Annotated in this window: 24 protein-coding genes; 10 read left to right on the top strand and 14 right to left on the bottom strand. The window is 73.9% G+C overall.

The annotated features are described in order from the left end of the window. Both Q1A09_RS06075 and Q1A09_RS06070 read right to left on the bottom strand, forming a co-directional pair. A complete protein-coding gene (locus Q1A09_RS06075; protein WP_299952581.1) occupies window positions 1-1,686 on the bottom strand; it encodes a bifunctional 3'-5' exonuclease/DNA polymerase in 1,686 nt (561 codons plus the stop codon). 52 nt (window positions 1,687-1,738) lie between these two features. Further along, window positions 1,739-1,957, bottom strand: coding sequence for a hypothetical protein (locus Q1A09_RS06070; RefSeq protein ID WP_299952580.1), 219 nt, complete (start codon window positions 1,955-1,957; stop codon window positions 1,739-1,741). A 116-nt stretch (window positions 1,958-2,073) separates the two neighbouring features. Here Q1A09_RS06070 and Q1A09_RS06065 point away from each other — a divergent pair, with 116 nt between their 5' ends. Both Q1A09_RS06065 and Q1A09_RS06060 read left to right on the top strand, forming a co-directional pair. Beyond that, the gene (locus Q1A09_RS06065; protein ID WP_299952579.1) at window positions 2,074-2,784 is read left to right on the top strand and encodes a hemerythrin domain-containing protein; all 711 of its coding nucleotides are present in this window, start codon (window positions 2,074-2,076) and stop codon (window positions 2,782-2,784) included. Between the two features lie 72 nt (window positions 2,785-2,856). Beyond that, complete coding sequence (locus Q1A09_RS06060) at window positions 2,857-3,609, top strand: enoyl-CoA hydratase/isomerase family protein (RefSeq protein WP_299952578.1); 753 nt, start codon at window positions 2,857-2,859, stop codon at window positions 3,607-3,609. A gap of 61 nt (window positions 3,610-3,670) precedes the next feature. Here the strand turns inward: Q1A09_RS06060 and Q1A09_RS06055 are convergent, their stop codons facing one another. Continuing rightward, window positions 3,671-4,726, bottom strand: a complete 1,056-nt coding sequence (locus tag Q1A09_RS06055; RefSeq protein WP_299952576.1) for a YihY/virulence factor BrkB family protein — start codon at window positions 4,724-4,726, stop codon at window positions 3,671-3,673. Between the two features lie 305 nt (window positions 4,727-5,031). Between Q1A09_RS06055 and Q1A09_RS06050 the strand changes: the two genes are divergently transcribed. Then, on the top strand, window positions 5,032-5,217 hold the full coding sequence (locus Q1A09_RS06050) for a hypothetical protein (protein WP_299952575.1): 186 nt from the start codon (window positions 5,032-5,034) through the stop codon (window positions 5,215-5,217). An 87-nt stretch (window positions 5,218-5,304) separates the two neighbouring features. On the opposite strand, the gene Q1A09_RS06045 is transcribed toward Q1A09_RS06050, so the two are convergent. Further along, complete coding sequence (locus Q1A09_RS06045) at window positions 5,305-7,098, bottom strand: acyl-CoA dehydrogenase (RefSeq protein WP_299952574.1); 1,794 nt, start codon at window positions 7,096-7,098, stop codon at window positions 5,305-5,307. Between the two features lie 175 nt (window positions 7,099-7,273). Between Q1A09_RS06045 and Q1A09_RS06040 the strand changes: the two genes are divergently transcribed. Both Q1A09_RS06040 and Q1A09_RS06035 read left to right on the top strand, forming a co-directional pair. Further along, a complete protein-coding gene (locus Q1A09_RS06040; RefSeq protein ID WP_299952572.1) occupies window positions 7,274-7,744 on the top strand; it encodes a hypothetical protein in 471 nt (156 codons plus the stop codon). Then, window positions 7,741-8,916: a zinc-dependent alcohol dehydrogenase gene (locus Q1A09_RS06035; protein WP_299952571.1), complete on the top strand. Its 1,176-nt coding sequence runs from the start codon at window positions 7,741-7,743 to the stop codon at window positions 8,914-8,916. The genes Q1A09_RS06040 and Q1A09_RS06035 overlap by 4 nt, the downstream gene beginning before the upstream one ends. A 63-nt stretch (window positions 8,917-8,979) precedes the next feature. On the opposite strand, the gene Q1A09_RS06030 is transcribed toward Q1A09_RS06035, so the two are convergent. Continuing rightward, on the bottom strand, window positions 8,980-10,914 hold the full coding sequence (locus Q1A09_RS06030; protein WP_299952570.1) for an MDR family MFS transporter: 1,935 nt from the start codon (window positions 10,912-10,914) through the stop codon (window positions 8,980-8,982). Further along, the gene (locus tag Q1A09_RS06025; RefSeq protein WP_299952569.1) at window positions 10,911-11,402 is read right to left on the bottom strand and encodes a MarR family winged helix-turn-helix transcriptional regulator; all 492 of its coding nucleotides are present in this window, start codon (window positions 11,400-11,402) and stop codon (window positions 10,911-10,913) included. The genes Q1A09_RS06030 and Q1A09_RS06025 overlap by 4 nt, the downstream gene beginning before the upstream one ends. Before the next feature lie 177 nt (window positions 11,403-11,579). Here Q1A09_RS06025 and hrpA point away from each other — a divergent pair, with 177 nt between their 5' ends. Beyond that, on the top strand, window positions 11,580-15,542 hold the full coding sequence (gene hrpA, locus Q1A09_RS06020; RefSeq protein ID WP_299952568.1) for an ATP-dependent RNA helicase HrpA: 3,963 nt from the start codon (window positions 11,580-11,582) through the stop codon (window positions 15,540-15,542). A gap of 20 nt (window positions 15,543-15,562) precedes the next feature. Here hrpA and Q1A09_RS06015 read toward each other — a convergent pair whose 3' ends face one another. After that, window positions 15,563-15,979 carry a hypothetical protein gene (locus Q1A09_RS06015; RefSeq protein ID WP_299952566.1) on the bottom strand — a complete coding sequence of 139 codons (417 nt, stop codon included), beginning with the start codon at window positions 15,977-15,979 and terminating at the stop codon, window positions 15,563-15,565. Window positions 15,980-16,126: 147 nt separating this feature from the next. Here Q1A09_RS06015 and Q1A09_RS06010 point away from each other — a divergent pair, with 147 nt between their 5' ends. Both Q1A09_RS06010 and Q1A09_RS06005 read left to right on the top strand, forming a co-directional pair. Next, entirely contained in the window at window positions 16,127-16,531 is a 405-nt protein-coding gene (locus Q1A09_RS06010) for an ATP-binding protein (RefSeq protein ID WP_299952565.1), read from the top strand. 75 nt (window positions 16,532-16,606) lie between these two features. Then, window positions 16,607-16,789: a hypothetical protein gene (locus tag Q1A09_RS06005; RefSeq protein ID WP_299952564.1), complete on the top strand. Its 183-nt coding sequence runs from the start codon at window positions 16,607-16,609 to the stop codon at window positions 16,787-16,789. 54 nt (window positions 16,790-16,843) lie between these two features. Here Q1A09_RS06005 and Q1A09_RS06000 read toward each other — a convergent pair whose 3' ends face one another. The 6 genes from Q1A09_RS06000 to Q1A09_RS05975 all read right to left on the bottom strand — a co-directional run bounded on the left by Q1A09_RS06000 (window position 16,844) and on the right by Q1A09_RS05975 (window position 23,117). Continuing rightward, complete coding sequence (locus Q1A09_RS06000; protein WP_299952563.1) at window positions 16,844-18,160, bottom strand: sulfate adenylyltransferase subunit 1; 1,317 nt, start codon at window positions 18,158-18,160, stop codon at window positions 16,844-16,846. Then, window positions 18,160-19,068, bottom strand: coding sequence for a sulfate adenylyltransferase subunit CysD (gene cysD, locus Q1A09_RS05995; RefSeq protein ID WP_299952562.1), 909 nt, complete (start codon window positions 19,066-19,068; stop codon window positions 18,160-18,162). Before cysD ends, Q1A09_RS06000 begins: the two co-directional genes overlap by 1 nt. A 137-nt stretch (window positions 19,069-19,205) precedes the next feature. Next, on the bottom strand, window positions 19,206-19,910 hold the full coding sequence (locus Q1A09_RS05990) for a PaaI family thioesterase (protein WP_299952561.1): 705 nt from the start codon (window positions 19,908-19,910) through the stop codon (window positions 19,206-19,208). Between the two features lie 34 nt (window positions 19,911-19,944). Then, window positions 19,945-21,393 (bottom strand): cell wall metabolism sensor histidine kinase WalK, encoded by a 1,449-nt coding sequence (locus Q1A09_RS05985; protein ID WP_299952559.1) that lies wholly within the window; start codon window positions 21,391-21,393, stop codon window positions 19,945-19,947. A 101-nt stretch (window positions 21,394-21,494) separates the two neighbouring features. After that, window positions 21,495-22,232 (bottom strand): response regulator transcription factor, encoded by a 738-nt coding sequence (locus Q1A09_RS05980; protein ID WP_299952557.1) that lies wholly within the window; start codon window positions 22,230-22,232, stop codon window positions 21,495-21,497. Window positions 22,233-22,337: 105 nt separating this feature from the next. Next, window positions 22,338-23,117, bottom strand: coding sequence for a siderophore-interacting protein (locus Q1A09_RS05975; protein WP_299952556.1), 780 nt, complete (start codon window positions 23,115-23,117; stop codon window positions 22,338-22,340). Window positions 23,118-23,435: 318 nt separating this feature from the next. On the opposite strand from Q1A09_RS05975, the gene Q1A09_RS05970 reads away from it, so the two are divergent. Further along, window positions 23,436-23,645 carry a DUF2945 domain-containing protein gene (locus Q1A09_RS05970; RefSeq protein ID WP_299952555.1) on the top strand — a complete coding sequence of 70 codons (210 nt, stop codon included), beginning with the start codon at window positions 23,436-23,438 and terminating at the stop codon, window positions 23,643-23,645. A 34-nt stretch (window positions 23,646-23,679) separates the two neighbouring features. Beyond that, window positions 23,680-24,105: a DUF2795 domain-containing protein gene (locus Q1A09_RS05965; protein WP_299952554.1), complete on the top strand. Its 426-nt coding sequence runs from the start codon at window positions 23,680-23,682 to the stop codon at window positions 24,103-24,105. A 90-nt stretch (window positions 24,106-24,195) separates the two neighbouring features. Here the strand turns inward: Q1A09_RS05965 and Q1A09_RS05960 are convergent, their stop codons facing one another. After that, entirely contained in the window at window positions 24,196-25,332 is a 1,137-nt protein-coding gene (locus Q1A09_RS05960) for a hypothetical protein (RefSeq protein WP_299952553.1), read from the bottom strand. Window positions 25,333-25,878: the final 546 nt, after the last annotated feature.

Genomic DNA, 25,878 nt, shown 5'->3' with positions numbered 1-25,878 from the left:
TCAGTCTGCGTCGGCCCAGGACCGGACGACGGCGACGTCGAGCGGGAAGTCGACCGGGAAGCCGCCGAACAGCAGCCGGCCGGCCTCCGCCGCCGCCTGGCGCACCGCGTCGCCGACCTGGTCGGCCAGCTCGGCCGGCGTGTGGACGACGACCTCGTCGTGCAGGAAGAACACCAGGTGCGGCCGGTCGGTCAGCGGTCCGGTGCCGCCGAGGCGCCACAGCCGGTTGCGCAGGTCGGCCAGCCAGCACAGCGCCCACTCCGCGCCGGTGCCCTGGACGACGAAGTTGCGGGTGAACCGGCCCCACGACCGGCGGTGCCGGTCGCGGTCCTCCCGGGACATCGCGCCCTCGGCCGGCTCGACCGCCCGCTCCGCCCAGGCGCCGGTGGGCAGCGGTGAGCCACGGCCGAGCAGGGTGTGCACCACCTCGCCGCGCTCCCCGGCCCGGGCCGCCTCCTCGACCAGCCCGATCGCCCGCGGGTAGCGGCGGGTCAGCCGCGGCATCATCCGGCCGCTCTCGCCGCGGGTGCCGCCGTACATCGCGCCGAGCATGCCGAGCTTGGCGTCGGAGCGGCTGGCGACCGCGCCGCTGTCCACCATCGCCTGGTACAGGTCGCTGGCCCGGGCGGCCTCGGCCATCGCGGCGTCCCCGCTCATGCCGGCGAGCACCCGCGGCTCCAGCTGCGCCACGTCAGCGACGACGAACCGCCAGCCCTCGTCGGCGACCGCCGCCGGGCGCACCTGGGCGGGCACCGACAGCGCCCCGCCGCCGGCGGAGGCCCAGCGGCCGGTGACCACACCGCCGGGCAGGTAGGTGGGCCGGAACCGGCCGCCCTGCACCCAGGTGTCCAGCCACGCCCAGCCGTTGGCGGCCAGCAGCCGGGACAGCTTCTTGTACTCCAGCAGCGGCGGGACGGCGGGGTGGTCGACCTGCTCCAGCGTCCAGGACCGGGTGTCGGGCACCGGCAGCCCGGCGGTCTGCAGCGCCCGGAGCAGCTCGGTGGGGGAGTCGGGGTTGAGCTGCGGGGCGCCGAGTGGCCCGCGGATGGCCGGCAGCAGCCGCTCCAGCCCGGCCGGCCGCTGGCCTCTCGGCGGGCGCGGGCCGACCAGGGCGGTGAGCAGCTCGTCGTGCACGTCTGCGCGCCACGGCAGCCCGGCGGAGGTCATCTCCGCGGCGACCAGCGCGCCGGAGGACTCGGCGGCCAGCAGCAGCCCCAGCCGCCCCCGCTGCGGCGAGCCGGCCAGCGCGGCCTGCTGCCGGGCGTGCTCAGCGACCGGGTCCAGCCGGTCGGCCGGGTCGTCGAGGGCGAACAGCGCCGGGTCGTCGGCGGTCACCGGCTCCAGCGCGTCCCAGGCGTCGTCCGCGCCGTCGAGCCCCGGGGGCTGGACGTAGGGGGAGCGGCGCAGCACCGCCCGGCTGAGCCGCAGGTCGGTGCAACGTTCGACCCGGACGCCGGCGGCCAGCAGCCCCGGGTACCAGCGGGTCGTGTCGTTCCAGACCCAGCGGGTACGCCCCGGTTCGCGGCCGCCGACGAAGGCGGCCAGCTGGTCGGCCGGCAACCGGGTCACCCCGGCCACGGCGCCGTCGCCGGCCAGTTCAGTGGCCGTCACCGCGTCCGGGCCGCGGCGGGTGAGCACCACCCGGTGCACCGTCCCGGCCGAGGTCGGGGGCGGGCCGGCGGTCACCTTCGCAGTGTCGCCGACGGGTCCGACGGGACCGGCGACGGCGTGCGGTGGCTCAGCTGCCGTACTGGCAGACCCGGCAGAGCCCGGAGTCGTCGGGCACGTCCTCCACGGCGATGACCTGCACGGGCGTGCCGCACAGTGCCGGGACGTCGGCGTGCGTCTCCTGCGCCGGCGCGCCGACGGACTCCTCGACCGCGTGCAGCGGTCCGGCCAGCTTGTCGCCCACCGGGTCCTCCGCCGTCCGCCGGGCCCGTCCGATCAGGTTCGCCATGCCCCCACTCTGCCCCTCGGTCACCGGCCGGCGCATGGGACCGATCGGACCTGGGCACGCAGCCCGGGCGTCCCAGCCGCGGACGCCGCACTCCCCGCACGCCCGAGGAGCACCCGATGCGCCGTTCCATCGCCGACCAGACCGTCGAGGAGCTCGGCGGCCCGACCAGCGTCCTCGTCCGTCAGCGCACGGACCACGAGGAGCTCGACCGGCTGCTGCTCGAGCTCGACGGCACCACCGGCACCGACCAGGAGCGCGTGCTGCGCCGGATCGACCGGCTGGTGTTCAGCCACGCCTTCGCCGAGGAGACCGTGCTCTGGCCGGTGATCCGCCGGGTGCTCCCGGACGGCGAGGCGCTGACCCTCCAGGTCGAGGAGGAGCACCAGGAGGTCAACGAGCTGGTCAGCCGGCTGGAGACCATCCCGCACGACGACCCGAGCCGCGCGACGGTGCTGGCCCGGCTGGTCGAGGTGCTGCGGGAGGACGTCCGGGACGAGGAGGACGTGATGTTCCCCCGGCTGCAGCAGGCGCTGGACGCCAAGGCGCTGCGCCGGCTCGGCCTGCAGTGGGAGATCGCCCGCCGGGTGTCGCCGACCCGGCCGCACCCGACCGTGTCCCGCCGTCCGCCGGGCAACGCCGTCTCCGGGCTGCCGCTGTCGGTGCTGGACCGCTCCCGCGACCTGGTGGACGCCGGCGTGCAGCGCGCGCCCGAGCGGTTCGCCCCGGTCGGGGAGACGGTCAGCCGCGGCCTGGCGGCGGCGGCCGGCTGGGTGGAGCGGGTGCCGCTGGCCCGGCGCGGCGACGACGGGCAGTCGACCAGCCGCTGAGGAGCTGGGCCGAACGTGGTCTGATCCCTGGGAGAGCCGGCACCGTCGCCGGCCCCGACGCCAGGGAGCGGCATGTCCGACAGCACCTCCGGTGAGGTCCAGCTCGAGGTCGACGGCGGGGTCGCCGTCGTCACCCTGAACGCCCCGCAGCGGCGCAACGCGCTCACCCCCGCGATGGCCACCGAGCTGATCGCCACCTTCGACGAGGTCGACGCCCGGGACGACGTGGGCGCCCTGGTGGTGCGCGCGGTCGGGAAGTCGTTCTGCGCGGGCGGGGACGTGCAGACCCTCACCGACGCCGGCCGCGACCCGGCCGCCCCCGACGCCTACGCCGGCATGGGTGCCATCTACGACTCCTTCTACCGGCTCGGCCAGGTGCGGGTGCCCACCATCGCCGCCGTCCGCGGCTCGGCGGTGGGCGCGGGGATGAACATGCTGCTCGCCGCGGACCTGCGGATCGTCGCCCGGGACGCCCGGCTGATCTGCGGCTTCCTCAAGCGCGGCATCCACCCCGGTGGCGGGCACTTCGTGCTGCTGTCCCGGCTGGTGGGCCGGGAGGCCGCGGTCGCGATGGCGCTGTTCGGCGAGGAGGTCGACGGCGAGACCGCGGTGCGGCTCGGCCTCGCCTGGGAGACCCACGACGACGACGCCGTCGAGGACCGGGCCCGCGAGCTCGCCGCCCGGGTGGCCCGTGACCCGGCGCTTGCCCGGCTGGCGGTCGGCAACTTCCGCAAGGAGACCGGCCCGCCCGGGGTCAGCTGGGAGATCGCCACCCAGTTCGAGCGCCCCGCGCAGATGTGGTCGATGCGCCGGCCGACCGACTGACCCCGGACGCGTGACGGCCCCCGGTCCGAGTGGACCGGGGGCCGTGACGCGTGCGGTGCGATCAGGTGGTCTGCTGCGGCTTCGGGTCGCTGCGCGCGTCCAGCTGGATCTCCTTGTCCGCACGCGGGACGCCGTCCTTCAGCTCCTTGGTCCGCTCGACCTCGGCGTCCAGCTCGATGCCGAACAGCAGCGAGAGGTTGATCAGCCAGAACCAGATCAGGAAGATCACCACGCCGGCCAGGGCGCCGTAGGTGGCGTTGTAGCTGCTGAAGTTCGCCACGTAGAACGCGAAGGCAGCGGAGGCGACGACGGCCACCAGGATGGCCACCGCGGCGCCGGGGCTGATGAACTTGAAGCCACGCAGCTTCGCATTCGGGGTCGCGTAGTAGAGGACGGCGATCATCAGCGCGAGCAGCACCAGGATCACCGGCCACTTCGCCCAGGTCCAGATGGTCAGCACGGTGTCGCCCAGGCCGATCGCCTGCCCGATCGCGTCGACCACCGGGCCGCTGAGCACCAGCATGGCCAGGATCAGCGCGGCGAACAGGATGCCGACCAGCGTGATCAGCAGCTGCAGCGGCTTGAGCTTCCAGATCTTGCGGCCCTCGGGCGTCTCGTAGACGACGTTGGCCGCGCGGGTGAAGGCGCCCACGTAGCCCGACGCCGTCCAGATGGCGCCGACGAGACCGAGCACCAGACCGAAGCCGGCCGCGGTGGAGCTGCCCGCGACCTGCTCGATCACCGGGTTGAGCGTCTCGGCCGCGTCGGCCGGGACCACCTCGGTGAGCGCGGTGGTGAGCTGCTCCGGGTCGGTGAGCAGGCCGACGATCGAGGCCAGCGCGGTCAGCGCCGGGAACAGCGCCAGGACGCCGTAGTAGGTGAGCGAGGCGGCCCAGTCGGTCAGCCCGTCCTCGCTGAACTCCTTGAGCGTCCGCTTGAGCGTGCCGCCGGTGGTCGGCTTCGGGTCGGCGCCGGTGGGGGCGTAGTCGGCCCGCTCGTGCGTGATGTTGTCGTCGCCGGGGGCGATGTCCCGCTCGCCGCGGCTGGTGCCTGGCCCACGGTCGTCGGTGGTGGTGTCGCGGCCCTCGTGTGGGGGACGTGCGCTTGCTCCGGCCATCGGGGCCTCCGGGGGGGTCGAACGCGGGCTGGTCGGTGCGATGGGTGCCCCGGCAGCACCGGTCGCACGCCTCGTGCCGGCCGATTCCGGCCCCGGGCGGTCTCGCGCCCCGCTGGACGGCGGTTCCGGGGCGGGACGGCGCACCCTGCGGCGTGTCGCCGCTGCGCCGTGGGAGCAACGTCACACGATCGTGACCGGACGATCGCGTACGGGAGGGTTCGGAACTCGTGGGGGCGGGCAGTGCGGTTGCGGACCTGAGTCGCCGGGAGCGTTCCGGCGGGCCCCGAGAGAACGTGGAGTGACAGATGGTGTTGTGGCCGGCGTTGAGCCTGATCGGTTTCCTGGTGCTGACGGCCCTGGTGATCGCGATGGGCACGCAGTCCACGGCGCGGTACGAGGCGGAGAAGCGGGCAGCATCGGCCCCTCGCGCCCGCCACGCCGCCCCGGAGTCCAGCTCGCGACAGCCGGCCACGGCGACCGCAGCCGCCTGAGACACCCGGCGCCCTCGGCGCCGGAGCGAACGACCCCACGGCGGCCCTCCAGCGGGAGGGCCGCCGTCGCTGTTCCCGGGCCCGCCGTCAGTACCAGTCGCCCCGCATCTGGAGCACCGTGGTGTCCAGCGAGGCCAGCAGGGCCAGCTGCGGACCGACCTTCGGCAGCTCCCAGCGCTGGAAGTACCGCGCCGCCTGGCGCTTGCCGGTGTAGAAGTCGCCGTCCCGGCCCTCGGTGGCCAGCGCCTGCTCCAGCCACAGCCAGCCGACCACCACGTGGCCGGCGGCCTCCAGGTAGACGGTGGCGTTGGCCAGCGCCACCTGCGGGTCGCCCTGGCCCCACAGCGTCGCGGTCACCGCGCCCAGCTGCTGCGCCAGCCCGTCCAGCTGCTCGCCGAGGTCGGCCCACTCCGTACCCGCGGCCCGCTGCGTGGTGGCGGCGATCGCCTCGCCCAGCAGCGCCAGCCCGGCCCCACCGTTCATCACCACCTTGCGGCCCAGCAGGTCCAGCGCCTGCACGCCGTGGGTGCCCTCGTGGATCGGGTTGAGCCGGTTGTCCCGGTAGAACTGCTCGACCGGGTAGTCGCGGGTGTAGCCGTAGCCGCCGTGCACCTGGATCGCCAGGTCGTCGGCGGCCAGGCACCACTGCGAGGGCCAGCTCTTCGCGATCGGGGTGAGCACCTCCAGCAGCAGGTGTGCCCGGGTGCGCTCCTCCTCGCTCTCCGCCGTCCGCTCCTCGTCGACCAGCCGGGCGCAGTAGAGGCCCAGCGCCAGCCCGCCCTCGACGTAGGACTTGCCGGCCAGCAGCATCCGGCGCACGTCGGGGTGCTCGATGATCGGCACCGGCGGCTGGTGCGGGTCCTTGCCGGCCAGCGGGCGGCCCTGGGTGCGGGTGCGGGCGTAGTCCAGGGCGTGCAGGTAGCCGGTGTAGCCCAGCGCCGTGGCGCCCATCCCGACGCCGATCCGCGCCTCGTTCATCATGTGGAACATGTAGGTCAGGCCGCGGTGCAGCTCGCCGACGAGGAAGCCGACCGCGCCGGGCCGCCCGCCGGGGGTGTGCACGCCCTCGCCGAAGTTGAGCAGGGTGTTCGTCGTCCCGCGGTAGCCCATCTTGTGGTTCAGCCCAGCGAGGACGACGTCGTTGCGCTCGCCGAGGCTGCCGTCGTCCCGGACGAGGTGCTTGGGCACGATGAACAGCGAGATGCCCTTCACCCCGGCCGGACCCCCGGGCACCTTGGCCAGCACCAGGTGGACGATGTTCTCGGTCAGCTCGTGGTCGCCGGCCGAGATCCACATCTTGTTGCCGGTCAGCCGGTAGCTGCCGTCGTCCTGCGGCTCCGCGCGGGTGGTGATGTCGGCCAGCGAGGAACCCGCCTGCGGCTCCGAGAGCGCCATCGTGCCGAACCAGCGGCCCTCGGCCATCGGCGGCACGTAGGTCTGCACCTGCTCGGGCGTGCCGTGCGCGACCAGCAGGTTCGCGTTCGCCATGGTCAGGAACGGATAGGCCGAGGTGCCGATGTTCGCGGCCTGGAACCAGGCGTGCACCGCCTGGTTCACCACCGCCGGCAGCTGCAGGCCACCGAGCTCCTCCGGCAGCGCCGCCGCGGTCATCCCGGCCTCGGCGAAGACCCGCAGGGCCGCGGCGACCTCGGGGATCAGCACCACCTTGCCGTCGACGACGTGCGGCTCGTTCTCGTCGGCGGCGTGGTTGTGCGGCGCGAAGTGCTCGGTGGCGATCTCGGCGGCCAGCTCGAGCACCGCGTCGAAGGTCTCCCGGGAGTGCTCGGCGTACCGCTCGCGCTTGGTGAGCGTCTCGACCTGCAGCCACTCGTGCAGCAGGAACTCGAGGTCACGGGGGGACAGGACGAGCGACGAGCGCACGATGGACTCCTGGGACGACGGCGGTGTCGGCGCGGGCGACCGGCGCCCACCCCCTGAGGTTAAGCGCCGCCGCGGCCGCACCGGTCGGGCTCGGTGACCAGCCCGGGCCCGCTCACGTGCAGCGCATCGCACTCCGCGGGTTGGCCCCACGTCGCCGCCGGGTAGGAGCAGCCCCATGCCCCTACCGAAGATCGTCGCCCGCGCCGCCGGGCTGGCCAGCGAGGCCGGCGGCACCGCCCTCAAGCAGCTGCAGCACGTCCGGATCCCCGGCGTCGGGCAGACGTCGGTGACCGACGACCCGCGCACGGCCGCCCGCCGCTGGCGCGCGGTCACCGTGCTCACCGACCCCGAGCAGCTGCGGACGGCGACCCCGGCCCCGCTGGCGGCCTTCGGCGACCGGCTGGAGGTGCGGGTGAGCCCCGCTCCCGGCGACCGCGGCGCCGAGCTGGCCGCCCGGTTCCGCGGCCCGGTCACCGAGGAGGAGATCGGCCAGCTGCGCTCGGCACTGCGCGAGGCCAAGCAGCTGGTCGAGGTGGGCGAGGTGCTGCGCAACGAACCGCAGCCGCACGGCCACCGCGCGCAGACCCCGCAGGGCAAGGTGCTCGACGGCATGGACGAGCAGGCATCGAAGGAGGGCGTGCTGTGAAGGCCGCGACCTGGACCGGCGTGAACGAGGTCTCCGTCGAGGAGGTGCCCGAACCGCAGCTGCTCAACGACCACGACGTGATCCTGAAGATCACCCAGTCGGTCACCTGCGGCTCCGACCTGCACCTGCTCGGCGGTTACATCCCCTTCATGCGCGCCGGTGACGTGCTCGGCCACGAGTTCATCGGCGAGGTCGTCGAGGCCGGGCCGGCGGTGCGGAACCGCAAGGTCGGCGACCGCGTCGTCGTCGCGCCGTTCGCCGCCTGCGGCAACTGCTGGTACTGCAAGCAGGAGCTGTACTCCCTCTGCGACAACGGCAACGCCAACCCCGGCATCACCGAGGGGTTGTGGGGGCAGAGCCCCGGCGGCTGCTTCGGCTACTCCCACGCGATGGGCGGGTACGCCGGCAGCCACGCCGAGTACATGCGGGTGCCCTACGCCGACGTCGGCACCTTCCTCGTGCCGGAGAACGTCTCGGACACCCGGGCGCTGTTCGCCTCCGACGCAGCCTCCACCGGCTGGATGGGCGCCGACCTGGCCGGTACGAAGCCGGGGGACGTCGTCGCGGTCTGGGGCGCCGGCGGGGTCGGGCAGATGGCCGCCCGCGCGGCGATGCTGCTCGGCGCCGAGCAGGTCGTCGTCCTGGACCGGGTGCCGGAGCGGCTGCAGCAGGTGCGCGAGCACGTGGGCGCCGAGGCCGTGGACTACACCACCACCGACGTGCTCGCCGAGCTCCGCGAGCGCACCGGTGGCCGCGGGCCCGACGTCTGCATCGAGGCCGTCGGCATGGAGGCGCACGGCACCGGCGTGGCGGGCGTGTACGACCAGGTCAAGCAGCAGCTGCGGCTGCAGACCGACCGGCCCACCGCGCTCCGGGAGGCTGTCCTGGCCTGCCGCAAGGGCGGCTCGGTGTTCAGTCTCGGCGTCTTCGCCGCGATGGTGGACAAGTTCCCGATGGGCGCGCTGATGAACAAGGGCCTGACCTTCCGGGGAGCCCAGGTGCACGCCCAGCGCTACATCCCCGAGCTGCTGGAACGGATGGCCCGCGACGAGCTGGTGACCGAGCACCTGGCCACCCACGTGCTGCCGCTCAGCGAGGCACCCCGGGGCTACCAGATGTTCAAGGACAAGACCGACGGCTGCGTGCGCGCCGTCTTCACCCCCGGCAGCTGACCCGCACCGGTAACGCAGACGGCCCCTCCCCGCGATCGCGGGAGGGGCCGTCTGCGTCTGGGATCAGCCGCGCCGGACGTCGTCCGGCAGGTGATCGGCGGGCACGCTGGCCAGCCCGGTCGGCTGGTCCGCCGCGGTCGCCTCGTGCCGGCCGCCCTCGGGCTGGTCGACCTGGTCACCGGCCGCCTCGTGCCGGCCCTGCGCCGCCTGCTGCGCCGGGACGGCGTCGTCGGCCTGCTCGGCGGTCCGGTCGACGTCGTCGACCATGGGCTCCACCGAGGTCGGCGCGGCGGCACCGGCCGCGTGCGCCGCGGCGGTGGCCGGGTCGTCGGCGGCGGGGTCGGTGGGACGACCCTCGCCGGCCTGCTGGGCCTGGATCCCGGACTGGGTGCGCAGCGCCAGCTGGGGCAGGAAGAGCAGGACGAAGAAGCCCACGGCGACCACGGCCGCGGCGATCAGGAACACCAGGTCGATCGAGTCGGAGAAGCCCGTCTTGAACGGCAGGGCGACGGCGCTGGGCAGCTCCTGGATGAAGGAGGTGTCCGACAGGTCGCTCGCGTTGCCGGCGGCCGCCTGCAGCTGCGGTGCCAGCTGCGGGTCGGCGGCCGCCGCGTCGGAGACCGCACTGCCGATGTCGGTGGGCAGCCGGGTGAACAGCACCGACAGGAAGACCGCCGTCCCCAGGGTGCCGCCCATCTGACGGAAGAACGTCACCGAGGAGGTGGCGACGCCGATCTCCCGCGGGCTGACCGCATTCTGCACGGCGAGGATCACCGGCTGGAAGTTGAAGCCCAGGCCCAGCCCCATGAGGAGCATGAAGGGGAACATCGCCCAGATCGAGGTGTCCGCGCCGACGATGAACGACAGCGACACCAGCGCGGTGACGATGAAGACCACGCCGACCAGCGGGAACGGCTTGTAGACGCTGGTCCGGGCGATGACCTGACCGGCGATGACCGAGCCGACCATGATGCCGAGCACCAGCGGGATCATCTGCAGCCCGGCGACGGTGGGGCTGGAGCCGTGCACGATCTGCAGGTACTGGGGCAGCAGCAGGATGCCGCCGAACATGCCGGCGCCCAGCACGATGCTGGACAGGCTGCTCACCGCGAACGTGCGGTTGGCGAACATCCGCAGCGGCAGCAGGGCGTCGTCCCGGTAGGCCCGCTCGGCGAGCACGAAGAGCACGAACCCAACCGCGGAGAGGGCGTAGCAGACCAGGGCGCCGGTGCTGCCCCAGCCCCAGGTGCGGCCCTGCTCGGCCACGATCAGCAGCGGCACCAGGAAGGTGATCAGTGCCAGCGCGCCGGGGAAGTCGATCCGGTGCTCGCGCTTGGTGTGCGGCAGGTGCAGCACCTTGAAGACGACGGCGAAGGCCAGGATGCCCAGCGGCACGTTGACGTAGAAGATCCAGCGCCAGCCGGTGATGCCCAGGATCGAGGACTGGCCGGCGAGGAACCCGCCGATGACCGGGCCCAGCACGCTGGAGGTGCCGAAGACGGCCATGAAGTAGCCCTGGTACTTCGAGCGCTCCCGGGGCGGGACGATGTCGGCGATGATCGCCAGCGCCAGCGACATCAGGCCACCGGCACCGATGCCCTGGACCGCCCGGTAGACGGCCAGCTGGTACATCGTGTCGGCCAGGCCGCAGAGCATCGAGCCGATGACGAAGACGGCGATGGCGAACAGGTAGAACGGCCGGCGGCCGTACATGTCGCTCAACTTGCCGTACAGCGGCGTGGTGATCGTCGAGGTGATCAGGAAGGCCGTGGTCGCCCAGGCCTGCAGGTCGTAGCCGTTGAGGTCGTCGGCGATCGTGCGGATCGCCGTGGAGACCACGGTCTGGTCCAGCGCGGCGAGGAACATGCCGAGCAGGAGGCCGCCGAGGATCGTCATGATCTGGCGGTGGGTGAACACCCCGGAGGCGTCGGGTGCCGCCGCGGCGGCCCGGGCGTTCCGGCGGTCGGAACCCGTCGCGCGGTCGCTGGTCTGGGTCATCGGTCCTTCTCGGAGTCGTTCGCGGTGCCGCCGGCGGCGGTACCGAGGTGAGCGGTGAGGTCCTGCACGAAGCGCTGCAGCTGCGCGGTGAAGGAGTCCAGCTCCGCGGGTGACCAGTCGGCGGTCACGGTGGCCAGGTGGCTGTTGCGTTCGTCGCGCAGCGCCTCGAGGGCCTGCTCGCCGGCCGGGGTGACGACCAGCTTGCTGGCGCGGCCGTCCTGCTCGTCGGCGATCCGGCGGACCAGTCCGCGGTCGACCAGCAGGGTGACGTGCCGGCTGACCGTGGAGGGGTCGGCGTGCACGAGCTCGGCCAGCGCGCCCTGACGGAGCGGGCCGAGCCGGGTGAGCGGGAAGAGCAGCACGTGGGCAGCGCGTTCCCGGGCCTCGGCACCCAGGCCCTGTGCCTTGAACGCGTGCATGACCCGCATGAGCCGGGCGAGCTCGTCGCCCAGTGCGGCACCGGCGGCCGGCGCGGCGAGATCGGTCATCGGGGCTCCGGACGTCGGGCGGGAGGCGCCACACTGCGCCGGAGGAACAGTTGCAACGTACAAGCCGTTGCGCGATGCACGCAACCAGTTGTACCTCGCATGAATGGTGATCCGCGCGACGTCGCCGTCGGGGGTGAGACCCTGGAGGCATCCCCCTGGAAGGAACTGCGAGACCCCGTGACCACCCCGCACGACGACCTGCGGTCCCGGCTGTCCGCACTCACCCTGGCCGACGAGCACCGGCTGCGCCGCCGGCTCGACGCGACCCGCCGCACCAAGGACCCCGCCGCCCGCGCCCAGCAGCGTGAGCGGATCGCCGCGGACGTCGCCGCCGCCGAGCAGCGCATCGTCGCCCGGCGCGCCGCCGTCCCGGTGGTGAGCTACCCCGAGGAGCTGCCGGTCAGTCAGCGCCGGGACGACATCGCCGCCGCCCTGCGCGACTCGCAGGTGGTCGTGGTGGCCGGCGAGACCGGATCGGGCAAGACCACCCAGCTGCCGAAGATCCTGCTGGAGCTCGGCCGCGGCGTGCGTGGCCGGATCGGGCACACCCAGCCGCGGCGGATCGCCGCCCGCACGGTGGCCGAGCGGATCGCCGAGGAGATCGGCACCCCGCTGGGCGACGTCGTCGGCTGGAAGGTGCGGTTCACCGACGAGGTGGGCGACCGGACGCTGGTGAAGCTGATGACCGACGGCGTCCTGCTGGCCGAGGTGCAGCGCGACCGGATGCTGCGCCAGTACGACACGATCATCATCGACGAGGCCCACGAGCGGAGCCTCAACATCGACTTCCTGCTGGGCTACCTCGCCCGGCTGTTGCCCCGCCGTCCGGACCTGAAGCTGGTCATCACCTCGGCGACCATCGACGTCGACCGGATCGCCAAGCACTTCTCCGTCGAGGGCGCGCAGGTGCCGGTTGTCGAGGTCAGCGGGCGCACCTACCCGGTCGAGGTCCGCTACCGGCCCGTCATCGACCCCGACGACCCGCAGGCCGATCCCGACCGCGACCAGGTCACCGCGATCGTGGACGCCTGCGCCGAACTGGTCGCCGAGGGGCCGGGCGACGTGCTGGTCTTCCTCGCGGGCGAACGAGAGATCCGGGACACCGCCGAGGCCCTCGGCGGGACGACGGAGCGCAACGGGACGCCGATCGACGTCCTGCCGCTCTACTCCCGGCTGTCGGCCGCCGACCAGCACAAGGTCTTCCAGTCGCACACCGGCCGCCGGATCGTGCTGGCCACCAACGTCGCCGAGACGTCACTGACGGTGCCCGGCATCAAGTACGTCGTCGACCCCGGCACCGCGCGCATCTCCCGGTACAGCCATCGCACGAAGGTGCAGCGGCTGCCGATCGAGTCGATCAGCCAGGCCTCGGCCCGGCAGCGCTCGGGCCGGTGCGGGCGCACCAGCGAGGGCATCGCGATCCGGCTGTACACCGAGGACGACTTCGACGCCCGTCCCGAGTACACCGACCCGGAGATCCTGCGCACCAACCTCGCCTCGGTGTTGCTGCAGATGGCCTCGCTCGATCTGGGCGACGTCAGCGACTTCCCCTTCATCGACCCGCCGGACCGCCGCGCGGTCGCCGACGGCCTGGCCCTGCTGGAGGAGCTCGCCGCCCTCGACGGCGACGGGAAGCTCACCGAGACCGGCCGCGCGCTGGCCGCCCTGCCGCTGGACCCCCGGATCGCCCGGATGGTCGTGGAGGCCGACCGGCGCGGGGTGCTGGAGGAGGTGCTGGTCATCGCCGCCGGGCTCACCGTGCAGGACGTGCGCGAGCGCCCGGCCGAGCACCAGCAGGCCGCCGACGAGCTGCACAGGCGGTTCGCCGACGAGAACTCCGACTTCCTGGCGCTGCTCAACCTCTGGCGGTACCTGGGTGAGCAGCAGGACGCCCTGTCGGGCAACCAGTTCCGGCGCACCGTGAAGCGCGAGTTCCTGCACTACCTCCGCATCCGCGAGTGGCAGGACCTGCACGGCCAGCTGCGCAGCACCGCCCGCCGTCTCGGCATGACCACCGGCTCGTTGGCCCCGGCCCCTGACGAGCGCGGCGTCACCGCCGCGCTGCTGGCTGGCCTGCTCTCCCAGGTCGGCATGCAGGCCGAACCCGTCAAGCAGCGCGACGGCAAGCCCGGCCGTCCGGGCCGGGAGTACCTGGGCACCCGCAACACCCGCTTCGTGATCGCCCCGGGGACGCCGCTGGCGAAGAAGCCGCCGCGCTGGGTGGTCGCCGCTGAGCTGGTCGAGACCAGCCGGCTGTTCGCCCGCACCGTCGCCCGGGTCGACCCGGAGGTGGTCGAGAAGCTGGCCGACCACCTGGTGAACCGGCAGTACAGCGAGCCGCGCTGGGACGCCAAGCGCGGGTCGGTCGTCGCCACCGAGCGGGTCACCCTCTACGGCCTGCCGCTGGTGGTGGGCCGGCGGGTGCAGTACGGCTCGATCGACCCGGTCGTCTGCCGCGAGCTGTTCATCCGGCACGCCCTGGTGCAGGGCGAGTGGACGACGCATCACCGGTTCTGGGGGGAGAACCAGGCCGCGATCGAACGGGTCGCCGAGCTCGAGGAGCGCGCCCGGCGGCGCGACATCCGGGTGGACGACGAGACGGTGTTCGAGCTCTACGACGCCCGGCTGCCCGCCGACGTCGTCTCCACCCGGCACTTCGACCGGTGGTGGAAGGAGACCCGGCGCACTTCTCCGGACCTGCTCACCTTCACCCCGGAGATGCTCACCAACGCCGCCACGGCCGGGCAGGTGCAGGTCGAGGACTATCCGGACGAGGTGCGGCTGACCCAGGGGCTGACCCTGCCGCTGTCCTACGCGTTCGCCCCCGGGGCGGTCGAGGACGGCGTCACCGTCGACGTGCCGCTGGGCGTGCTGGACACCGTCGCCGCGCGGACGTCGGGGGAGTCGCTGGCCTTCACCGTGCCCGGCCAGCGGGCCGAGCTGGTCACCGAGCTGCTGCGGTCGCTGCCCAAGCAGCTGCGTCGCGGGCTGGTGCCGATCCCCGACCGGGTGCGCGAGGTGCTGCCGCACATCGACGTCACCGAGCCGCTGCTGCCGGCGCTGGAGCGCGAGCTGCGCCGGGCCACCTCCGTGGTCATCCCGCCCGACGCCTGGCAGCCGGCGCAGGTGCCGGCGCACCTGCGGGCGACCTACCGGGTGCTCGACGACCAGCAGCGGCCGCTCGCCCAGGGCAAGGACCTGTCCGCGCTGCGCGCCCAGGTGGCCCCCCAGGCGCGGGCGAGCCTGGCCCGGGCGGCGTCCACCTACGAGCGCACCGGCGAGACGACCTGGACCTTCGGCGACCTGCCCGCCACCGTGGAGGTGCAGCGCGGCGGGCACGTGGTCACCGCGTTCCCGGCGCTGGTCGACGAGGGCGCCACCGTCGGCGTCCGGGTGGTGCCGAGCGAGGCGGAGGCGACCCGGCTGGGCTGGCGCGGCGCGCGGCGGCTGCTGGTGCTGGTCGCCGGTTCGCCGGTCAAGCAGGTGGTCAAGGGCATCGCGCCGCGCACCCGGCTGGCACTGCAGTTCAACCCGGACGGCGAGATCCCCGACCTGGTGGCCGACTGCGTCGACGCGGCGGCCGACGAGCTGATCGCCGCCGCGGGTGGCCCGCCGCGCACCGAGGCCGCGTTCACCGCCCTGGTGTCGGCCGCGCGGGAGCAGCTGCTGCCGCTGACCACCGACGCCGTCCGGCGGGTGGAGGCGGTGCTCACCCAGGCCCGGGAGGTGGCCGTGGCGATCGGCGCCGCACCCGGACGGCGGGTGCCCGAGGCCGCGATCGCCGACCTGCGCCGGCAGATGGGCGGGCTGCTGCACCGTGGGTTCGTCGCCACCGCCGGGCGCCGGCGGCTGCCGGACCTGGTGCGCTACCTGACCGCGATGGCCTACCGGCTGGAGAAGCTGCCGGCCACCGCGGCCCGGGACCAGCTCTGGACGGCGCAGGTGGCGGCGGTGACCGCGGAGTACGAGCGGCTGCGCACCGCCGTCCCGCCGTCCGGTGCGCCGGACGACCCGGTGATGCGGGTGCGCTGGATGATCGAGGAGCTGCGGGTCGGGCTGTTCGCCCAGCACGTCGGCACGCCGCGGCCGGTCTCCGAGCAGCGGGTCTACAAGGCCATCGACCAGGTCGCCGTCGGCTGACCCCCGCCCGAGCGGGCTGGTCAGTCGGTGGTGTCGGCGTCGGTCTCCTTGAGCAGGGCGGAGATGCGCTGCCGGGTGACGCCGAACATCGCGGCGATCCGGTTGATGCTCACGTCCTCGGCCTGCAGCGCGGCCGCCTGCTCGCGTCGCCAGTCGTGGCCGGCGGTGGACAGCGTGGCGAGCACCGTGCTGATCCGCTCCACGATCAGCGGCCGCGGCTCGTTGCCCACGACGTCGGCCCAGGAGCGGCCGGACTCGCGGGCGACGAGCAGGGCCTCGGCGCGGGCCCGGGCCTGGGTCAGCTGTTCGGTGCAGGAGTCCAGCTCGGTGAGGAGGGTGCGCAGCGCCTGGGTGGCGTCGTCCTCGCCGGCGGGGCCGGTCCCGGTCACGTCCTCGTCCTCCTCGCGGCTGGCGCGGACGTCACTGGCGCCCACCACTCGGTTGCACCCTACCGGACTGAATGGCCGTTGCGTGCAATGAGGGTGACATGCAATGGCCATTGCAAACCAGACGGATCGGTGTCAGAGTGGCGGTGGGCCAAACAGTTGCGCCCAATCGGAACCGTTCTGCCGAGATGAGACGACGTGTCCTCCTACACCGCGAGCGTCGACCTGCCGCCGATCCCCAGCAGCGTGCCGCTGGCCCGCCGGCTCGTGCGGGACGTGCTGCGCACCTGGCACGCCCCGCAGGACCGGGAGGACGCCGAGCTGCTGGTGACCGAGCTGGTGGCCAACGTCGTCGACCACGCGGGCGTCGACGTGCTCACCCTGGAGCTGTCGCTGTCCGGGGCGTGGCTGCGGATCGGCGTGCTGGACGGGTCGGCGATCATGCCGGTGGTCCGGGAGCTCTCGCACACCGAGGAGCGCGGTCGCGGGATGCGGCTGGTCGCCTCGATCGCCGACCGGTGGGGTGCCGAGGAGCACCGCGGCGGCAAGCGGGTCTGGTTCGAGCTCTCGCCCGCCGGGGTCGGGGAGCCGGACGGGGGCTGATCGGCCCGGGTTTGCGCCCCACCCCCCGAGGGGACGGTCGGGGGGACCGCGATCGCCACACTGAGGAGTCGTCGCATGAGTGAGCCGACCAGCCACACCGAGGCCGCCGGTGAGGGGCTGTCCGACCAGGAGATGGTCGAGACCGTCGCCGGCCAGACCGACAGCGCCTCCGAGAACGCCGACGAGGCCGGCAGGGATTGGAACGGCGAGGCCGCCGAGACCCCCGCGCCCGGCGCGGCCACGGACCCGCAGGCCTGACACGGGCGCCGCGACGCCGTCCGGCCGGACGGCGTCGCGGGCACCCCGCAGGGATCAGCCCGCGGGGGTGAGCATCCCGGCGCCGACGGTGGCGTTGGTGGCCTCGTCGATCAGGATGAACCGGCCGGTCACCCGGTTGCGGTGGTAGTCGTCGACGAACAGCGGCTGGGTGGTGCGCAGCCGGACCCGCCCGATGTCGTTGAGGCCCAGGCTGTCGGCGTCGGAGTCGCGGTGCAGCGAGTTCACGTCCAGCCGGTACTGGACGTCCTTCACCACCGCCCGCACCGAGCGGGTGGTGTGCTTGACCGCCAGCCGCATCCGCGGCACCAGCGGGGCATCGGCCATCCAGCAGACCATCGCGTCGAGGTCCTGGGTGACCTGCGGGGCGTTGTGCGGCCGGCAGATCATGTCCCCGCGGGAGACGTCCAGGTCGTCGGCCAGCCGCACCGTCACCGACATCGGCGGGAAGGCGGCGTCCAGCGGGCCGTCGGGGCCGTCGATCGCGGCGATCGTGGTGGTCAGCCCGCTGGGCAGCACCTGCACCTCGTCGCCGGGGCGCAGCACACCCGCGCCGACCCGGCCGGCGTAGCCGCGGTAGTCGTGGAACGCGTCGGACTGCGGCCGGATCACGTACTGCACCGGGAAGCGGGCGTCGACCAGGTTGCGGTCGCTGGCCACGTGCACGTGCTCCAGGTGGTGCAGCAGCGAGGTGCCCTCGTACCAGGGCATGTTCACCGAGCGGGTCACCACGTTGTCGCCCTGCAGCGCCGAGATCGGGACGACGGTCAGGTCGGGTACCTCGAGCTTGGTGGCGAAGGCGGCGAACTCGTCGCGGATGCCCTCGAAGACCTCCTCCGACCAGTCGACCAGGTCCATCTTGTTGACCGCCACGACCAGGTGCGGCACCCGCAGCAGCGAGGCGAGGAAGGCGTGCCGCCGGCTCTGCTCGACCATGCCCTTGCGGGCGTCGACCAGCACGATCGCCAGGTCGGCGGTGGAGGCGCCGGTGACCATGTTCCGGGTGTACTGCACGTGCCCGGGGGTGTCGGCCAGGATGAAGGTGCGCCGCGGGGTGGTGAAGTACCGGTAGGCGACGTCGATGGTGATGCCCTGCTCGCGCTCGGCCCGCAGGCCGTCGGTGAGCAGCGCCAGATCGACGTAGTCGCCCCGGCTGGCCCGCTCGATCGCGGCGTACTGGTCCTCGAACACCGCCTTGCTGTCGTACAGCAGCCGGCCGATCAGCGTGCTCTTGCCGTCGTCGACGGAGCCTGCGGTGGCGATCCGCAGGATGTCCTTGCGGGCGACGGCGATCTCGTGGGCCTGCTCGGCGGCGGCCGAGTGGACGTCGATCGGGCTCTCTGCGGCGCTCATCAGAAGTAGCCCTCCTTCTTCCGGTCCTCCATGGCGGCGTCGCTGACCTTGTCGTCGCCGCGGGTGGCGCCCCGTTCGGTCAGCCGGGTCACGGCGATCTCGGCGATGACCTCCTCGACCGTGGTGGCGGTCGAGCGGACGGCCGCCGTGAGGTTCGCATCGCCGACGGTGCGGTACCGGACGCTCTCGTGCAGCACCTGCTCGCCGTCCCGCGGGGTGATGAACTGGTTGACCGCGTAGAGCATCCCGGCCCGGTCGACGACGTCCCGCTCCTGCGCCAGGTAGAGCTGGGGGATCGCGATCTCCTCCTGGGCGATGTAGCCCCAGATGTCCAGCTCGGTCCAGTTCGACAGGGGGAACACCCGGATCGACTCACCGAGGTGGGTGCGCCCGTTGTACAGGTCCCAGAGCTCGGGCCGCTGGTTCTTCGGGTCCCACTGGCCGAACTCGTCGCGGAAGGAGAACACCCGCTCCTTGGCCCGGGCCTTGTCCTCGTCCCGGCGGGCCCCGCCGAACAGGGCGGTGAAGCCGTGCTGCTCGACCGCGTCCAGCAGCACCGGCGTCTGGATGCGGTTGCGCGAGCCGTTGGGCTCCTGCCGGACGGTGCCGGCGGCGATCGCGTCCGGGACGGAGGCGACGACCAGCTCGACGCCCAGCTCGGCGACCCGCTTATCGCGGAACTCCAGCACCTCGGGGAAGTTCAGCCCGGTGTCGACGTGCATGACCGGGAACGGGATGCGGCCCGGCGCGAAGGCCTTGCGGGCCAGCTCGAGCATGACGATGGAGTCCTTGCCGCCGGAGAACAGCAGCACCGGCCGCTCGGACTCGGCGGCCACCTCGCGCAGCACGTGGACGGACTCGGCCTCCAGCGTCTGCAGCTGGGTGAGCCGGTGATCGGGGGTCGTCACGCTGTCGGGCTCCCGGGGACGGCGGCGCGCGCCACCGGCCGGTGACGCAGTTCAGTGAGGCAACCCCATCGGAGTGGTGGGGATTCCCGGGCACCAGTGTCCGACATGGACCTCGTGGGCCGGTCGCCCGGTGCGCCTCAGTCCTCGGCGACCGCCGTGGCGTCGCTGGGCCGGCCGGGCGGCGCGTGCTGTCCGTCGGCGTCGGTGATCGAGCCGAAGTACTCCGCCGAGCGCTCCGGCCGCGGGGCGACGAAGACGCCGTGGGCCTCCACGAGCGGCTGCTCCGGAGCGTCGGCCAGCGCGATCGTGCCGTTCACCAGCACCCTGCGGCCGGCGGTGCCGGTGACCGCGGCGCGCAGCACGATCGGCGTCTCCAGCGGCACCGGACGGCGGTAGTCCAGCTCGAGCCGGGCCGTCATGCCCCAGAGGCCGGCGACCATCGCGGCCGAGCCGAGCAGCTGGTCCAGCAGCAGGGCGCTCACGCCGCCGTGCACGTAGCCGGGTGGCCCCTCGTAGGGCAGGCCGAGCGCCGCCTCGGCGACCACGCCGCCGTCCTCGCGCCGGATCGCCAGCGGCGGGGCCAGCGCGCTGCCGACCCCGGTGACCGGGTTGAAGACCCGACGGAACCGCACCGGGTCGTCCAGCACCGGCAGCTGGTCGCGGTGGCGCCGGGAGGCCGTCAGCCGGGCGCTGAGCTCGCGGGCCGTGGCGGTCGCGGCCCGCAGCTCGGTGGGGTCCGCCGTCGTCCTCACCGAGGCGTCGACCAGCTCCCGCAGGGCGCTGCCGAGCTCGGTGACGGCCGCCAGCAGCTCCGCCTGGTCCGCCGTGCTGTCCGTGGTCACCGGTGGATCAGACCAGCCGGCCGGGCCGGTCCGCTCAGCCGGGTCCCGGCTCGGCCGTGGCCGGCCCCGACCGGGGCAGGTGGACGGCGAACGTGGCCCCCTCGCCGGGGGCGGTGAGCAGCTCCACCCGGCCACCGTGCGCCGCGACCAGCGAGGAGACGATGGACAGGCCGAGGCCGGTGCCCCCGGCGGCGCGGGTGCGCGAGGCGTCGACCCGGTAGAACCGCTCGAACACCCGCTCGGCGTCCGCCGGTGCCAGCCCGGGCCCCTCGTCGCTGACCGCGAGCACGACGGTGCCCGGCTCGGCCGGGTCCTCCGACAGCCGCACGGTCACCCGGGCGTCGGCGGGGGTGTGGGTGAGCGCGTTGGTGACCAGGTTCCCGATCACCTGGCGCAGCCGCGCCTCGTCGCCGCGCACCACCGGTACGTCGGTGAGCGAGGGGTCCAGCTGCAGGCCCAGCGGCCGGTCGGGCTGCACCGCCCGGGCGTCGTGGACGGCGTCCCCGGCCAGCTCGGCCAGGTCGACCGGAACCAGGGTCAGCGGTCGCTGCTGGTCCAGCCGGGCCAGCTGCAGCAGGTCCTCGACGAGCAGGCCCATCCGGGTCGCCTCGGCCTCGATCCGCTGCATGATCCGGCCGGTGTCCTCCGGGCCGCGGACCGCGCCCTGCCGGTGCAACTCGGCGAACCCGCGGATCGAGGTCAGCGGCGTGCGCAGCTCGTGGCTGGCGTCGGCGACGAAGCGGCGCATCCGCGCCTCGGAGGCGACCGCCTGCTCCTCGGAGGCCTGCTGGGCCCGGAAGGAGCTCTCGATCCGGCCCAGCATCCCGTTCAGTGCGGTGGAGAGCCGGCCGACCTCGGTCCGCTCGTCGCCGACCGGCACGCGGCGGGACAGGTCGCCGGCGGCGATCGCCTGCGCGGTGTGCTCGACCTCCTGCAGTGGCCGCAGGCTGCTGCGCACCAGCAGGTAGCCGGCCACCCCCAGCACCACCAGGACCAGCAGGCCGACGAACAGCTCGATCCGCACCAGCCGGGCGACGACGTCGCGGTCCTCGCCCAGGTCGGTGCCGATCAGGACGGCGAGGTCGTCGGTGACGGGCACGACGATCACCCGCCACGACGTGCTGCCGTCCCGGGAGCGGACCGTGAACGGGTCGGAGCCGTACTCGTCGACGTTCGCCGCGGTGATGTCGTCGACGTAGGGCAGGGAGGAGAGCGAAGGGCGGATGGCAAACTCGCGGATCGACCCGTTGGTGCCCAGGCAGGCCAGGTAGCCGCCGGGGATGGCGATGGTGGGCTGGCTGCAGGCGTTGGCCAGGTAGGTCGGGTCCCTGTCGGCGACCTCCCTGACCGCCTCGACGAGCTGTCGGTCCTGCTGGTCGATAAGGTAGCCACGGAGCAGGGACGTCGCAGTCAGGCCGGTCGCCGCCAGCGCCAGGGTGACCAGGGCAACCAGCAGCGCGACCAGGGTGACCCGCAGTGGCACCCGAGGGCCGGGGCGGGGTGCGACCGGGGTGGAACCGTCGGGCGGTGCCGCCGCCGAGGAGGGCGGCGCGGATGCCGGCTCCAGCGGGAGGGGCGTCGTCGTCACGTGCCGCGCGGCAGCCGGAGCGAGTAGCCGACGCCGCGGAGGGTGTGCAGCAACCGTGGCTCGGTCGTGTCGATCTTGCGGCGCAGGTAGGAGATGTAGGACTCCACGACGTTGGCCTCGCCGTTGAAGTCGTAGTTCCACACGTGGTCGAGGATCTGGGCCTTGGACAGCACCCGGCCGGCGTTGGTCAACAGGTAGCGCAGCAGCTTGAACTCGGTGGGGGAGAGGCTGACCAGCTTCCCGGCCTTGAGGACCTCGTGGGACTCCTCGTCCAGCTCGATGTCGGCGAAGACGAGCTTCGGTGACTCGCTCGCCTGCTGGACGGCCTGGCTGCGCCGCAGCACCGCCCGGATGCGGGCCAGCACCTCGTCCAGGCTGAACGGCTTGGTCACGTAGTCGTCGCCGCCGAGGGTGAGGCCGGTGACCTTGTCCTCGCCGCCGTCCCGGGCGGTGAGGAAGAGCACCGGGGTGTGGGTGCCGTTCTGCCGCAGTCGGCGGACGACGCCGAAGCCGTCCAGGCCGGGCATCATCACGTCGAGCACCAGCAGGTCGGGGCGGAACTGGTCGACCGCCGCCAGCGCCTGCTGACCGTCGGGTGCGGTGGCGACCTCGAACCCGGCGAACCGCAGGCTGGCCGACAGCAGCTCGCGGATGTTCGGCTCGTCGTCGACCACGAGCAGGCGGGCCTCGGGCTTGGCGGAGCCGGCTGCGGGCTGACCGGAACTGGTGGACACGACCCCTCCCGATGGACCCTGTGCGGCCGTCGTCGTCATCCCGTCAGGATGGGCCGCCCGGCTTCGGCTGAGCTGGACGCTACCTGTGAGGACGCTGGACGCAGGTCAGCCGGCGGGCGACATGGCCCGGCCCTGGCGCCAGTAGCCGATGGCGTGGTGCTGGTGCCGGCGCAGCCCCCAGCGCCCCCGCAGGTCGGCCCGGACGGTGCGGACGGTGGCCGACTCGGCGCCGACCCAGGCGAACAGGTCCTCGCCCTCCGGGCGGGGGAGGGCCGCCACCGCGTCGGCCAGCAGGCTGCTGCCGGGGTCGGCGTCCGCGCGGTGCAGCCAGCGCAGCTCGACGCCCGGCGGCCCCGCAAGGTCCTGCTCCTCGGCCGGCCCGGCCACCTCCAGCAGGGCGAGCCCCCGGGTCTGCGGGCCGGCCGCGGAAAGGATGCGGCTGATCGCCGGGATCGCCGTCTCGTCGCCGGCCAGCAGCAGCCAGCCGGCCGGCGCGGCGCCCAGCGGGGCGGCGCTGGCCACCGCGAGGACGGCGCCGGGGGCCGCGGCCGCCGCCCAGCTCGCGGCCGGCCCGTCCCCGTGCAGCACGAAGTCGATGTCCAGCTCGCCGGCGTCGGGGTCCTGGCGGCGGGAGGTGTAGCTGCGCAGGGCGACCCCGTGGCTGCCCTGCGGCCAGACGATCCGGCCGTCGCGGGCGACCTCGGGCCAACGTGGGGCGGGGTCGTCGACGCGGGGGACGAGCAGGGACAGCGTCGGCCCGGCGGCGGCGACCACCTCGGCCGGCGCGGTGAGCGTGACCCGCCGGACGGCGGGGGTCACGTCCCACACGGCGGTCACGGTGAGGACGTCGACCGGACGGACAGCGGCATCCTCGGGCGGGTTCACGAGGAGCGAGCCTAACGAGGCCGACCCGACCAGCCCCGGGGGAATGGGGCCGGCCGGGCCGGCGATCGAGGACGGGGCTGTCACGGAACGTGATCAGCTGACTGCGCTGACCGGGGGAGACGCTCCGTGGACCCCGTCGGATGACCACGCTACGTGACGGTTCTCGGGGCAGCACCACGCTCGGGGCACAGTCCCCCCGATCGAGTGAGTCCGATGCGGTGAACCGGACCGGGGTGATCGACGGACGGGGGCAGATGTGTGGCACTGCCGCGCCCCGGGCAGGCACCTGTCCACCGACCGCTGAGGAGGGCACGCGACATGGCCGATGAGTTCGCCAAGGGCGACCACGTGAGCTGGAAGAGCCACGGGGGCGAGGCCGAGGGCACCGTCCAGCGCACGATCACCGAGGACACCGAGGCGGCCGGCCGGACCGTGCGCGCGAGCAAGGACGAGCCTCAGTACGAGGTGACGAGCGAGAAGAGCGGTGGCACGGCGGTGCACAAGGGCAGTGCGCTGCACGAGGACTGACGCTGCCGCCAGCGGTGGCACGGAGGAGGAGAACATGAGCGAGAACGACGCCGGCTTCGTCGGGAGCCGCAGCACCAAGCACAACCCCCGGCTCGACGAGGAGCTCGAGCACGAGGTGCAGGGGATGATGAAGGCCGAGCGGGCCACCCGCTCCGAGGAGTGGCGCGAGGTCGAGCCGGTCGGCGAGGGCCAGCCCGACGTCGACGCAGATCCGGCCGGCAGCCTCACCGGCGGCATCCCGGTCGGCATGACGGCCGACGCGGTCACCGCGCGCGCCGAGCTGGCCCGCTGGCTCGACCGGGCGGACTTCCCCAGCACCGGGCCCGAGCTGGTCGAGGCCGCGCGCGACCACCGCGCGCCCGACGTGGTCGCCGACGAGCTGTCCCGGCTCCCCGAGGGCGAGGTCTACGAGCGGATCGGCGACGTGGTCCGGGCGCTGGGGTACCCCACCGAGACCTGACCGGCCGGGTCCGCACCCGCGCTGAGCCCACCGGCGCCGTCCCTCCTGGGGCGGCGCCGGTGGTGTGTCCGGCTCCGGGGGTGCGGCGCGTCAGTGGGCGCCGTCGGCCGCCTCCGCCTCCTCCTCGGCGATCTCCTCCGCGCCGCGGCGGCGGAACAGCCGGGAGCCGGGGAAGCCCTTCACGATCTGCCGCATGTCCTGCACCGTGTCGACCAGGGTGTGCACGTCCGGCGCCACGTCGCCGAGGGTGGCCAGCACCGGTAGCACGTTGTCGTCCAGGTGCACGACCATGGCGGGCATCCGGTCGATGAGGGTGATCAGCGCGGTGACCTCATCGTCGTCCAGCTGGGCGACGAACCGGGTGAACGCCGGCGCCAGGGCGGTGAGGGCGGGGTGGTACTCGTCCAGCAGCGGCTGGACGGCCCGGAGCAGGGTCTCCGTCCGGTCGAGCAGGCCGTCGGCGGCATCGGTCGTCCCGCCGATCCGGGCCACGGCGAGGTCGGCGGCGTCGTTGGTCGCCCCGATCCGGGCGACTGCGCCGTCCGCGGCGTCGTTGGTGGCGCCGATCCGGGCGACGGCGCCGTCCGCGGCGTCGTTCGTCACCCCGATCCTCGCCACGGCGCCGTCCGCCGCGTCGTTCGTGACGCCGATCCGGGCGACGGCGAGGTCGGCGGCGTCGTTGGTCACCCCGATCCGGGCGACGGCGGCGTCGGCCGCGTCGTTCGTGACCCCGATCCTCGCCACGGCGCCGTCCGCCGCGTCGTTCGTGACGCCGATCCGGGCGACGGCGAGGTCGGCGGCGTCGTTGGTCACCCCGATCCTCGCCACGGCCGCATCGGCGGCGTCGTTGGTGGTCCCGATGCGGGCGACGGCTGCGTCGGCGGCGTCGTTGGTGGCGCCGATCCTCGCCACTGCGGCGTCCGCGGCGTCGTTGGTGACCCCGATCCGGCCCACCGCCTCGTCGGCCCGTGCCTGGGTGACCGCGATCCGGGCCATGGCCTCCTCGGCCAGCATCCGGGTCGCGTCGATCCCGGTGACCGCCAGTTCCGCGCGGTCGGCGACCCGTTCCACCCGGTCGAGGAGGGCGGTCACCCGCGTGAGCAGGTGCTCGAACTCGTCGACCATGCCGACCACGCGGGGCAGCAGGGCCAGGGCCTCGGTGACTCCGTCACGCAGCCCGCCTGCTGCGCTGAGCACGTCCGACGGGCCGGGGAAGGGCAGCTTCACCTGCAGGACGCTACGGTCCGGCCCCTCGGGCTGCCGGTCGGGACGGGTCCGTCACCGGTTCGACGATCGTCGAGCTGCCCGCGCGTCCGGCCGGCGGGCGGCCGCACCGCCCGTATCGTGGACCGGTCGCCAGGTCGACGACCACCGGTCCGACCGCGCGCAGCACGAGCAGCCCCGGCCGGGGCTGCACCGACCACGACGATGGGATGTCGACGCCGGTGGCCGACCAGCCGACGCGAGGCGGGGCCGAGGACGGCACCCCGGCCGCTCCGCTGACCGTGGCCGAGCTGCTCGCCCGGCAGGGCAACGGTGGCGTGCCCCGGCGGCGCGCCGGACGTCGGGAGGCCGAGGCCACCGGCCGACAGGAGCCGGTGGACGAGGCGGGCCGGGCCTCCGGGCGCAGCGGGCGGCCGGACGTGCCGGCCGGGACGTCGCCGGCCGGCCCGGCGCCCCGGGGTGGCGTGCGCCGTGACCCGGTGGCCCCACCGTCGCCGCCGGTGCTGCCGACCGGCTGGCAGCCCGCGATGCCCGGCCCGGCAACCGACG

This window comes from uncultured Modestobacter sp. (assembly GCF_947486615.1).
In the GTDB taxonomy this organism is placed as follows: Bacteria; Actinomycetota; Actinomycetes; order Mycobacteriales; family Geodermatophilaceae; genus Modestobacter.
This window is presented reverse-complemented; position numbering and strand designations above follow the sequence as displayed.